Source organism: Sphingobacterium thalpophilum (assembly GCF_901482695.1).
Classification (GTDB): Bacteria; Bacteroidota; Bacteroidia; order Sphingobacteriales; family Sphingobacteriaceae; genus Sphingobacterium; species Sphingobacterium thalpophilum.
In genome coordinates this window covers 3,899,941-3,911,620 of record NZ_LR590484.1, presented here as the reverse complement: position 1 = coordinate 3,911,620, position 11,680 = coordinate 3,899,941, and the positions used below count along the sequence as shown (strand labels likewise).

The following is an 11,680-nucleotide window of genomic DNA, read 5'->3' as shown; positions in this document are numbered from 1 at the left end:
AAATGGTATATGTCAATAGCAACAATGTATAACTATTGTTTAACCCAGTCTAACTGCAAATGCTTAATATCGAAAGTCTTTCCCAATTTAAAACTATCCCCATAGAGGAAATTAAAACCGGTGATTTTGTTATCAATTTAGGTGAAGTTGTAGAAATTGATAAATTTCCTAATCATATTGATCTCATAATTCTTAGGTTAAATGAGAAATACGTTATAAAATTCAGCCTTGAAACATTAATTGTAATAAAATGATTTTTAATGGCGATAGTCAAACTAACTAGCTTGAGTTTTAGCAATGAACAAAATGAACAGATGATGCTACAAAAATTATCCCTCCTGTACCAAATGCTGCAAATCAGGATCATTCTTTATCCGTTCTATTTCACTCACAACAATATGCAGGATGTCTGACTTTATACGTTTGTAATTGCTTTCAATTTCCTCTTTCATTTGATCTTTTCCCTGCTCATTTACAAAAGAAAGGATTTGTGGTATCTGCTGGTAAGCTTTGGTTTCAGCGGCTACCCTTTCATTGTCCACTACAATTTCTGCATGAAAAATCTTTTGCTCGATACGTTCATCAAAGTTGTCTGATACAGAACCCACAAACATACCTTGTGTCAAGGTTGATATTTTGGATGCAGGTATCAGGCTATCTAATTGTGTGGAGATAGATGTTGATTTATCATTTCTATTGATGGTCATACTCTGACGTTTCTGTAATACTTTTCCAAAGCGTTCCGAAAGGCTCTTTGCGGTCTCTCCTACAACCTGACCACTGAATACATTACCAACGGTATTCTGAATTACCTTACTTTCCTTGTCGCCGTAGTCCCTTGTTAATTGCGAAAAATCTTGAAATCCTAAACATACTGCTACTTTGTTTGATCTGGCAGTTGCGATCAGGTTGTCCAGTCCTCTGAAATAAATCGTAGGCAGCTCATCTATGATAACAGAACTCTTTAGCTGTCCTTTTTTGTTAATCAGTTTGACGATCCGTGAATTGTACAAACCTAATGCGGCAGAGTAAATATTTTGACGGTCAGGATTATTGCCAACGCATAAAATTTTTGGTTCTTTGGGGTTATTAATGTCCAGCGTAAAATCATCACCTGTCATCACCCAATAGAGTTGCGGACTGATCATTCTCGATAAAGGAATTTTTGCCGATGCAATCTGACCTTGCAGTTGATCTTGTGCACCACCTTGCCACGCGTCCATAAATGGCGATAGGTAGTTTTCCAAATCGGGGTACGAGGTAAGAATCGTGAATACATCCGAATACTTTTTATTCAGTAATTCGATGGCGTGTGGGAATGTACAGTACTTTCCATTCTCATAAATTTTCAAATACCAGATTATCGCAGCCAAAAGAATAATTGGGCTTTCCACGAAAAAATCGCCCTGCTTCTGTATCCACGACCTGTTTAGGTTCAGCATTATCGTGTAGGCCGCTTCGTAAGCATCTGAAATGTCCGTCATAAAGTCGGGATTGAGTGGGTTGCACCGATGGCTTCTGCGAGGGTCGTCGAAATTGATGACGTAGAATTTGGGCTGCACTTTGTACTTGTCCCGGTGTTTCAGTAAGTGATTGTAGGCGATGGTAGAAAGGTCGTCGAATTTGAAATCGTATATATACATACTAAAGCCCTTTTCTATCTGTTGCTTGATGTAATTATTTACGATAGCATATGATTTTCCGGAACCTGGAGTACCGAGTACAATAGATGCCCTGAAAGGATTTACAATGTTTATCCAACCGTTGTTCCATTTGCCTTTGTAGTAAAACTTGGTGGGCAGATTGACGGAATACTCGTTTTCCATCAGCTTGGTTTCCTGTTGAAAGCTTTCGTTTTCATTATTGAAAACATCGTCCATAAGATTGGTGCGGAGCAAGCGGCTCATCCATACCCCAGCCATAAGCAAGGCGATATAACCTAACGAAATAGTAAGGATATACAGAAATGTACCTGTTGCGGGAGATAGTATTAACAATGGTGTGTTCAGGAAAAACAGCACAAAACCAACGCCTAAAGCCGCGTAAATTTTTGACCATGTTATTTTTTCATTCTTTACGCCCTTTGTACCTAAACAACTCAAAGCTAACAACACCAGAGCAAATGCTTTGGTATAAAGGGTATGTGAAAACAAACCAGCAGTTCTGTCAAAATTCCCTAATATTTTGTTGATTACTTCCAACGTCCAGCCACGCTCTAAAAAGAAACCGTAGCAGAACCAATAAAGGTGCATCAGTACCAAAAGAATACTCACTGCCCGCATAAAAGCCATTATCTTGGCTAACCCTCTTAAATCATCTTCCCCTTGCATTATTTTAGTTTTAATGTTCGGGCGTGAATTTAAACGCTATAAGGGGTGGCTATAGGAATGTGGCAGCCAGTGGCATCGAGTGGCAGTATTTGGCGGGAAGACTATAATTTTCAGATTGATTTTAGGAATTACCTTCAGCTCCTCTCACCAGAAGTTTGTCGCAGACTTTGCTGCTCAGCATCTCATTTTGTCTTTTATCATAGGAAACCGACATTGTTCCATCGAATGGTTCTATGGACTCAATAAACAAAACAGTACCCAGTACAAGTTCCTTGCTGTTCAGGAATTTCAGCAAATCTTCGGAAGAATGGGAAACTGCCATAAATTCGACCTTATCTCCTTTCTTATGGTCGCTTAACCTCAGATAGTGTTCGGTTGTGATCTTTCCGTTTATGTCCGGTATCGGTGATCCGTGAGGGTCAACATTCGGATGCCCAAGTAATTCATCCATTTTCTCGAAAAATGCCGTTGACCGGATATGTTCGATCTGTTCGGCAATAAGATGAACCTCTTCCCATCCAAAGCCCATCTTTTCCACTAGGAACATTTCGGTAAGCCGGTGCTTCCTGATTATCAGGGCGGCTTCCTTTTTTCCTTTCGCAGAAAGCTTGACTGGCTTGTAGCTTTCATAAATGACCAGCTCTTTCTCGGCAAGGCGTTTCATCATGCTATTAGCTGTAGGTATCTTAACTTCCAATTGCTTACTCAGCTCCGATATATTCACTTCACCTTTGTCAATGGATAAGACAAATAAAGCTTTCAAGTAGTTTTCTTCAGTTTCCGAAATCATATAACAAATCTACAAATTATTAGACCGCTCTAACATTTTAAACAAACTTTATTTGTTAGTATAGTCTAGCTTATTATTTTTGTAAGACTAATTTATATTTTAAATTAGTCTGTGAATATTTTTTAGTATTATCTTATAGAGTATTCCTGTTATTTAATGAGCCAAATTGAAAAGTAATGAATAAAAAAAGTAGCAAATGAGAAAATCACAAATTATCATCGGGGGAATTATAGCCCTGATAGTCGGGATACAGGCCTGCGAAAAGTTTGAGCCCGGATTGCCCTTGGAAGACAGCTTGCTGGACGGTCCGATTGAGGGGCTTAGTCTTTCGGAAATGCAACGCTTCAATGATGGCGACAGAACCTTTAATGATGAAGTATTTACCGTTGAAAAGGGGCTAGGTCCTTTGTTTGTTTCCAACAGTTGCGTGAGCTGCCATGCAGGAGACGGTAAGGGAAATCCGTTCAGCACATTGACACGTTTTGGCCAGGTAGACGAAACGGGTAACCAGTTTTTGCATCTGGGCGGTCCACAGTTACAGAACAGAGCTATCCCAGGCTATCAACCGGAAGTTTTACCTCCGGGAGCGGCCTTTTCAAGGTTTACGCCCCCCGCAGTTACAGGACTGGGGCTTCTTGAATTTGTTCCTGATGATGTACTGCTCCAAATGGCTGATCCAAATGATCTGGATGGGGACGGCATCTCCGGCAGGGTAAACTGGATAAATATCCCATCCTATATCAATCCCCGTAGCGGAAGCGTTTCTCACAATGGCAGGTATATCGGGCGGTTCGGTAAGAAGGCTAGTGTTTATGATCTTCTTCAGCAGACGGTAGACGCACTCGCACAGGATATGGGGATATCTACGCTCTACCATCCCATAGATGTGTATTCCGGGCAGAAAGTAGATCCAGAAATTTCCACCCAGCGAGTGAACAACCTAGGTTTTTATTTACAAACCTTGAAGGCACCCATCCCCCGTAATCAGACCGATGCGGATGTAATAAAGGGGAAAGCCCTTTTTACGCAAGTGAATTGCAGCAGTTGCCACAAACCCAAACTAACTACAGGCAATGCCCCGATTTCGGCACTTGCATTCAAGGATTTTTATCCATACACCGATCTGTTGCTACATGATATGGGTTCGGGCCTGGATGATGGATACACCGAAGGTACTGCAAAGACCAATGAATGGAGGACACCGCCATTATGGGGGCTGGGTCTTTCACCTAATTCACAGGGCGGAAAGTATTTCCTGATGCACGATGGCATGGCAACCAGCATTGAACAGGCAATAGAACTGCACGGAGGAGAAGCGGTAGCTTCCCGTCAGCAGTACAACAACCTGTCTCCAACAGATAAAGCCGCGATTATCAAATTCCTCAAATCATTATAATATGGACAGAAAGCAATTTATCAAACAATGTGGCTTTGCCTGCCTCGGTACAGGTCTGGCACCTGTACTGTTGGAAGGATGTGCTACGGGGAAGTCCATATCAGGTAAGATTATGGGCTCCGATCTTTCCGTTCCGTTGAGCAGTTTCCTTTCTGGTAAGGGCGGAAAGGAAATCTATAGAAAATACATTATTGTGGAACACGGCCAACTGAGGTACCCCATATATGTATTCCGTTTTTCAGAAAGCGAATACAGTGCGGTGCTTATGCAATGCACTCATCAGGGCGCTGAATTACAGGCTTTCGGCGATATACTGCAATGTCCTGCACATGGCAGTGAGTTCAACAACAAAGGGCAGGTACAAAATGGGCCAGCCCGGGAGAGCTTGCGCTCTTTTTCTGTAAATATCGTTAACGACCAACTCAACATATCACTTAAACATGCATAAAAAATACTACGTCACACTTTTAATCAGTGTTAGTCTGTTTGTACCGGCGCTGGTTCATGCTCAGATTGATTCTACCCTGTTCAGGAGAGCGGAAAACAGGGATTCACTGAACAATACAATGAATATGGATGCGATATATAATAGACCAATGCTTTCAGCAGGCAAACTGCCCATATCTGTGGGTGGATATATGGAGGCCAACTGGCAACATATTGGCCAGGACGGGGTAAGCCAAGGAAACCAGTTCCAATTCAGGAGGTTCACCATTTTTATGGCATCCACGATCAGCAAGCGCATCAAGTTCATGAGCGAGCTTGAATTTGAGAATGGTACCAAGGAGATCAACATCGAATTTGCGGCATTGGACATGGAGTTTCATCCTTTGCTGAACTTGCGTGGGGGGATTATCCTTAGTCCGATCGGTGCATTCAATCAAAACCATGACGGGCCTAAGTGGGAGTTTACAGACCGTCCAATTTCAGCGACACAGCTTTTGCCTTCCACCTGGAGCAACGCCGGATTCGGATTGTATGGTAAACATTACGATGACGACTGGATGTTCGGTTATGAAGCTTATGTTTCGGGAGGATTTGATCAATCCATCATTAACAATGAACAGGGCAAAACGTACCTGGCTGCGACAAAATCCAACACCGACCGTTTCGAGTTAAGTCTCACCGGGCAACCACTCTTTTCAGGAAAACTGGCAGCAAGAAATAACAGGATAGGTGAAATTGGCATTTCTTACATGGGTGGTATTTACAACAGGTACGTTGACAATGGCAACGTTATCGACGAAAAACGGACATTGAGTGTATATGCAGTTGATTTTAACACGAAGATTCCGCACATAAAGACTTTTATTACCGGTGAATGGGCATGGATTAAACTAATGGTTCCGGAAAGTTATACTCAACAATATGGTGAGCGGCAACAAGGCGGATTTGTCGATATCGTCCAACCTGTTTTACAACGAAAAATATTGGGATGGCCAAAAGCATCCCTAAGCCTTGCCTGCCGTTTGGAATATGTGGATTGGAATGTGGGGAAGCTTAGGGAAACTGGCGATAATATTGGTGAAGATCTGTGGAGTGTGGTGGGAGGATTGAGCTTCCGTCCAAATTCTGAAACCGTATTGCGATTGAACTACAGGCACCAGCGTAGCCGTGACTTCTTTGCGAATCCGCCTGTATTGCTCGGTGGTTTTAGTTTTGGTATCTCAACCTATTTTTAATTCAGCATCCGTCTTAATATACCAGTGTATTTAATTTGCTTATCCAGAATTTCTGCGGTGTTTTCTTTTCTTTTTCATTTGGTTAGCAAAATCCTGTTCCTCGTAATCTTCGCCTTGAGCTTCGGGAAGCAATCCGCCCAACGCTTCGATCAAACCATCTTCATGTTTGTCAGTATTTAAGAAATTGAACAGATGGTGTGGGGCTTCCTCGGGAAGATCTGCATCATCTGATGTGGGTGTTTTTGACTGTCGTATGCCTGATTCTTTTTTCTCCGATTGACGACTACTATTCCAATAATCGTTAAAAGCGTTGGCAGAAAGTTCTGTTGCCAAACGTGAACCATTCCATACAGCTTTTGAGTTGTGGTCTATAAATGTCATTCCGTATATTCGGCCCGTATCATTTCTTCTTACCACGACATTAATACCTTGTTCTGCCAAATGCTTTTTAAAGCTCAATTCATCAGTTGTAGATTGCAGGGCAATGCTAACGGCGGATTTTAAGGTCTGTTTGGTGGGGCTGGTTTTCAAAGCCGTTTTGCATTTCGCAAAATGCAGTTCCAAAGCCGAAAGCCCTGCGCTCTTCCCGAATAATGAAGCCTTAAACGGATGCCCGGCTCTATCACCATTTTCATTCAATGGAATGTACAATAAGCCCTGCTGCATTTTCCCTTGCAATTCGCCCTCTATTTTCTCGGCGGTAATATTGAACAGGGAAAGCAGGGCATTATATTCTCCCAATGTTTGATATTGGTAATAGTTTGGCAGGTGACGAACGACTGAAGCGATTTGGCTCTTAACATCGCCTGCCCGATAATCAACCGGACGGAAAACCTTATCAGTCTGATTACGCTCTTTGTCGGTGGCGGGTATCAACCCGTGTTGTTTTTCCAGTTCACGGCATACATTCATCGACCGCATTTTCTCGAATTTGTCCGAGATCTTTTTTCCCTGCTCATTCACGCAAACTGATACAATGTGTATATGGCTGCGGCTGGTATCGGTATGTTTGAACACCACAAAAGGCTGTTCGCCGTAACCCATTTCCCGCATATACTGTTCTGCCATTTCCCGATATTTTTCATTGCTTACCTTATCATTCGGGTCGGGATTGAGCGAAATATGCAGCGTATGTTTCTCGGTATTGCGGTTGGCTATTAGGTAAGGCGCAAAAGATTGGGCTAATTGTGCTACGGAATAATGCCCGTTAGCGGTTTCAATCATCTTACTGGCAAACAAAATTTGTCCGTTTTCATGCTCCACTTTGAGTTGATTGTATGCCAATGCCCCATATAAATTTCCGCTTCTACCGATTTTTGCTATCATTTCTAAGCTTGTTTTTTCAGGTGTTTTGCTTCAAATTCTTCGGTAAGTTGAATGATTTTTTGGCATAGCATCGCCATTTCAACCGTCTGTTTTTCCAGTTTGTACAGGAATGCAGCCGCTTTTTTCTCGGTAAAATGCTTATACAGCAGCTTTACAATCTGGTTATAGTTCACACCAACGGAGCGAAATTGGCTATGAAACGAAGTCAATCGCATATAAAAATCAACCGTTCCTTTGTCAATTTTTACTGATTTCATTTCCTTACCGAACAACAAGCCGATGATAAATTTTGCTTTATTGGTCATTCCCGATGCATCAAAAAGCGATAAAAGTTTCGTGTTTTCTTCGTCTGTAAGACGGAAAACGTGGCGGTGGATGCTTGGGTCTGTTTTGGGTGTCCGTCCACCCTTATTCTGTTTTTTGTTTCTGTTCTCGTTCATCACAAATCCATTTTAAAATTCATACAAAACCCTGACTTCGGAAGGTGTTTTCTGCCCCCTGCAAAGGGCAAGTTGTTTTGAGGCACTAACTCGGTTTCGAGTGCCTCAAAACACAACTTGCCGTGTTCCGGTGAACACAAAAATCCGCCCTGCGGGACGGATTGAATGTAACAGGGAAAAACGGCTCGATGCCGTTGCTGTTACCCTCCGATTTGTCAAAAGTCTTTTGCATAAATCCGTTAATAAAAATCATTTTACAAAGTAAGCAACTGTATGTAAGAGTATTGCAATGCAATACCCGGACAAACACTGCCTTTGAACGCCAAACACTGCCATATATCGTACAGCAGGTAAATTATCCGTTTTATTTGCCTTACAGTTTTAATGCAGGCAGTAAAAAATGTATTTAAACAGGAAAGAAAATCGGGTTTGCAAACAGGCAGTTTGCCATAAAAGCATAAGGTTTTAAAAGCATAAAACTATAAAAACGTAAAAGCATAAAAGCGGTAAAGCATTTTGTTTTCTGCAAGGTTTACAACCTGCCAAATCATACTCCTTACAAGGTTGTAGGGAAAGCGTAAAACGGCACAGGAACATTCCAAAATGCCAATGCAGGAATACAGTGAAAAAGGAATATTCCAATAGACAAATATTTAAACCTGTAAAACAAGCAAGGCGTGTAACAATAAATTTTTAAATAATGGAAACAAAGAAGAAAACCTTAAAAATCAGCTTTTCTACCCAAAAAGGCGGCGTGGGAAAATCAACAATGACCACCTTGCTAGCAAGTGTGCTTCATTACCGTTTAGGATATAATGTGTTAGTAATGGACTGCGACTTTCCACAGCACAGCCTGACCAATATGCGTGAACGGGATAAGAAAACCTTGATGCAGAATGACTACCACAAAAAAGCGGCAATGAAGCAATTCCAGACCATCAACAAGAAGGCATATCCGATTATCAAAAGCAAGGCTGAAAATGCTTTGGACAAAGCGTCGGAATATGTAAGCCAGTCGGCAGTTGCGCCCGATGTTATTTTCTTCGACTTGCCTGGAACTGCCAATACTAAAGGTGTATTGACAACCTTAAAAATAATGGACTTTATCTTTTCACCCATTACAGCCGACCGCTTAGTAGTGGAAAGCACATTGGGCTTTACCAAAGCCTTTCTTGAACTGCCCAAAACTATTGAGGGCAATGAGCAACAAGAGCTGTGGCTGTTCTGGAACCAAGTGGACGGTAGGGAAAAAACAGGTTTGTACGAGGCATATCAAAGTGTCATTAAAACACTCAACCTGCCCATAATGGAAACAAGGATAATGGACAGTAAGCGTTTCCGAAAGGAAACGGACGATACCGAAAATTATGTGTTCCGTTCAAGCCTGCTACCCGCAGAACCTCAATTGATGAAGGCAACCAAAATGGATTTGTTTGTCGAAGAATTTTTAAAAATCATACATCTATAAAGTCATTCAGCTATGAGTTCAGATAACAAAAACGAAGATTTTAAAAAGCCAAATGTTGATGAAGATTATTTGATGAACATCATCAGCGGTGATGAGCCAGTTGCTCCACCTCAAAATAATCAGCAACAGGAAGAACCAAACGAAATCAAGCCCAAAACCAGGGAAAAATCCCGAAGCAATTCGTCAAAGAAAGCGGACTATGACGAAACATTTTTGGTCAACCGCTTTCCGTCAGGTCGAAGCGGCAAAGTGGTTTACATACGTCCTGAATATCACGAAAGGCTGCTCCGCATTGTGCTGTTAACGAGGGAAGAAAAAACAACACTCTACTCATACATTGACAATATCCTTGAACACCACTTTAGGGAGTTCGGGGACGATATTACAGATTATTTCAACGAACGCTTTAAACCCATTTTATAATGAAGAATGCAAATAAAAAGAGGAACGCTATTGTTGCAGACAATACTTCCGCCATCACAAAAAACGAAGTACAAACAAGCTATGAGCAAACATTTCTGCAAATGGATACAGTGCAGGCACGAGGTAACAAGAGCATCTACCTAAGCCCGGAGCATCACGAACGATTGACTCGTATTGTACAAATAATTGGCGATGACAAAATACCGTTGTTCGCCTATCTGAACAATATACTTGACCATCACTTTGAAGCGTTTGAAGATGCAATTTCAAAGGAGTATAAAGAAAAATACAAAGCGCTGTTTTAAAATTCTCGATTTATGGAAATAGTAATTGTGATATGCCTGCTAATCGTGATTGTACTGCTTTTGCAGGATAAGATTGTCATTCATAAGAGGTTGGAGCAAAAGCCCAAACAGGAAAAAGTTAACCTGAACCTGCCCGGTATTATGGGACAACCCAAGCCAATAAGAAGCCTTTCACTGCCAAACACTGCCGATGAAAGCCAAATAGCAGAACCGGAAATAAACCCAGCTAATTTAGACATTGATTACGACGAGAACGAAGATGTAAGTATTCAGGTTCCGCAGGAAGAGCTGGACGATGTTTTCAGAAATATGCCTGATTTGGAGGAAGAGGAAGAAGAATGGAACAGGTATGGAGTATCCGGTGGCGATAGCAGTCTTGCCCAAGGGGTTACCTATGAAGAACTAAGCTCCGTAGGTGCATTGCTCCAAAAAGAAAGTTTGGAACAAGCTCAAAAGGAAACAGCGGTAGCCATAGTTCAAAGATTACAAGGGACTGAATTATTCGCCCTGCTGGAAAATTCCATTGAGGGTGCATCCCGAAAGATTGCCGAACTTTTGGACAGCACAATCACTTCTGAAACGGAAGTCCGCTCTTCCTTAATGCGGAAAAATAATCTCGAGGATTTTGATATCGGGGAGTTTGTCTGAAAGGCAATTCCCCTTTATTGTTTATGAACAAATAACAACATACGATCATGAAAAGAGAATTGCCAATCATCAATATTCATGGTACTGATTTCTTTATTGATGTAGAAAGTCTAAGCTTGAAAGAAAGAGCAAATGAAAACAACTTTATTCCTTTTGGTTATATGGCCGATGTACCTGGGGGATATGAATTTGAGTATGGGCTGGATAGCAGGAACATCCATACCATCTGGACAGACGAACAAAGTGTAAGGATAAAAATACCTGAGTTGGTAGAACTTGATCCCTTTGGTATGTCGCAAAGGTATCAAGTACCAATGGAACAGCTAAAAGGGAAAACGGATTTTGAAATTATGGTAGACCAACAGGCCTTTGATCTCAGAGTAAATAAAGGTGTTCTTCCGACCATAGATATTGCAGGAGATTTATTTTATGTGGTGCTCGACAAAGATCGGCTTATTCCGAAGGACGATCCACAGTCCGTGGGAATACCTATACCGTCTTTCACACAGTATGACCAGGTACTCGGAGAGAATGTATTTGCCTACGACCCCAAAAAACGGGAAATAAAAGAACTCGATTATTTGAAGATAACGGAAATTCCAAAAAACCTTATAGCAGTCAGACTACCGTACAGTTTCTCGCTAGATCCTGTAGGCTGGAATTGGCAGAATAATCGGGACGCAAAAACTGCTTTGAAAACATCAAACCTCAGGATGCACTTCAGCTCCCCCAAAATACCCTGGGAAAAAACAGATCTGCCCGATATTATCAAAGAAAATCTGGAAGAATTGAGACAAAGAAAAGTAGAAAAGATAAAATCTGGTCTAACGAAACCTTTAGTCAATAAGCGTAATCGTGGTCGCAGAATGTAA

The 11,680-nt window shown here is 41.5% G+C and carries 12 protein-coding genes; 8 read left to right on the top strand and 4 right to left on the bottom strand.

The features are described 5' to 3' along the window. Positions 1–329: 329 nt before the first annotated feature. Positions 330–2,330, bottom strand: a complete 2,001-nt coding sequence (gene mobC, locus FGL37_RS16160) for a conjugal transfer protein MobC (RefSeq protein ID WP_028068992.1) — start codon at positions 2,328–2,330, stop codon at positions 330–332. Positions 2,331–2,451: 121 nt separating this feature from the next. After that, on the bottom strand, positions 2,452–3,120 hold the full coding sequence (locus FGL37_RS16155; protein WP_028068993.1) for a metal-dependent transcriptional regulator: 669 nt from the start codon (positions 3,118–3,120) through the stop codon (positions 2,452–2,454). Positions 3,121–3,316: 196 nt separating this feature from the next. On the opposite strand from FGL37_RS16155, the gene FGL37_RS16150 reads away from it, so the two are divergent. Genes FGL37_RS16150 through FGL37_RS16140 form a run of 3 tightly spaced genes read left to right on the top strand, consistent with a single transcriptional unit; the run spans position 3,317 to position 6,198 of the window. After that, positions 3,317–4,516 carry a di-heme oxidoredictase family protein gene (locus FGL37_RS16150; protein WP_028068994.1) on the top strand — a complete coding sequence of 400 codons (1,200 nt, stop codon included), beginning with the start codon at positions 3,317–3,319 and terminating at the stop codon, positions 4,514–4,516. 1 nt (position 4,517) lies between these two features. Further along, complete coding sequence (locus FGL37_RS16145; protein WP_028068995.1) at positions 4,518–4,964, top strand: QcrA and Rieske domain-containing protein; 447 nt, start codon at positions 4,518–4,520, stop codon at positions 4,962–4,964. Beyond that, positions 4,957–6,198, top strand: coding sequence for a hypothetical protein (locus FGL37_RS16140; RefSeq protein ID WP_028068996.1), 1,242 nt, complete (start codon positions 4,957–4,959; stop codon positions 6,196–6,198). Before FGL37_RS16145 ends, FGL37_RS16140 begins: the two co-directional genes overlap by 8 nt. A 39-nt stretch (positions 6,199–6,237) precedes the next feature. Here FGL37_RS16140 and mobB read toward each other — a convergent pair whose 3' ends face one another. Both mobB and mobA read right to left on the bottom strand, forming a co-directional pair. Continuing rightward, positions 6,238–7,524, bottom strand: a complete 1,287-nt coding sequence (mobB, locus tag FGL37_RS16135; protein WP_028068997.1) for a conjugal transfer protein MobB — start codon at positions 7,522–7,524, stop codon at positions 6,238–6,240. Positions 7,525–7,526: 2 nt separating this feature from the next. Further along, the gene (gene mobA, locus FGL37_RS16130; protein ID WP_028068998.1) at positions 7,527–7,964 is read right to left on the bottom strand and encodes a conjugal transfer protein MobA; all 438 of its coding nucleotides are present in this window, start codon (positions 7,962–7,964) and stop codon (positions 7,527–7,529) included. A 700-nt stretch (positions 7,965–8,664) separates the two neighbouring features. Here mobA and FGL37_RS16125 point away from each other — a divergent pair. From FGL37_RS16125 to FGL37_RS16105, 5 genes are read left to right on the top strand one after another with little or no spacing between them, the layout of a single operon-like run. Continuing rightward, positions 8,665–9,432, top strand: coding sequence for a ParA family protein (locus tag FGL37_RS16125; RefSeq protein ID WP_028069000.1), 768 nt, complete (start codon positions 8,665–8,667; stop codon positions 9,430–9,432). 12 nt (positions 9,433–9,444) lie between these two features. After that, positions 9,445–9,855, top strand: a complete 411-nt coding sequence (locus FGL37_RS16120; protein ID WP_028069001.1) for a DUF3408 domain-containing protein — start codon at positions 9,445–9,447, stop codon at positions 9,853–9,855. Continuing rightward, the gene (locus FGL37_RS16115) at positions 9,855–10,160 is read left to right on the top strand and encodes a DUF3408 domain-containing protein (protein WP_028069002.1); all 306 of its coding nucleotides are present in this window, start codon (positions 9,855–9,857) and stop codon (positions 10,158–10,160) included. Before FGL37_RS16120 ends, FGL37_RS16115 begins: the two co-directional genes overlap by 1 nt. A 12-nt stretch (positions 10,161–10,172) precedes the next feature. Continuing rightward, entirely contained in the window at positions 10,173–10,808 is a 636-nt protein-coding gene (locus FGL37_RS16110) for a hypothetical protein (protein WP_028069003.1), read from the top strand. Between the two features lie 47 nt (positions 10,809–10,855). Next, on the top strand, positions 10,856–11,680 hold the full coding sequence (locus FGL37_RS16105; RefSeq protein WP_028069004.1) for a hypothetical protein: 825 nt from the start codon (positions 10,856–10,858) through the stop codon (positions 11,678–11,680).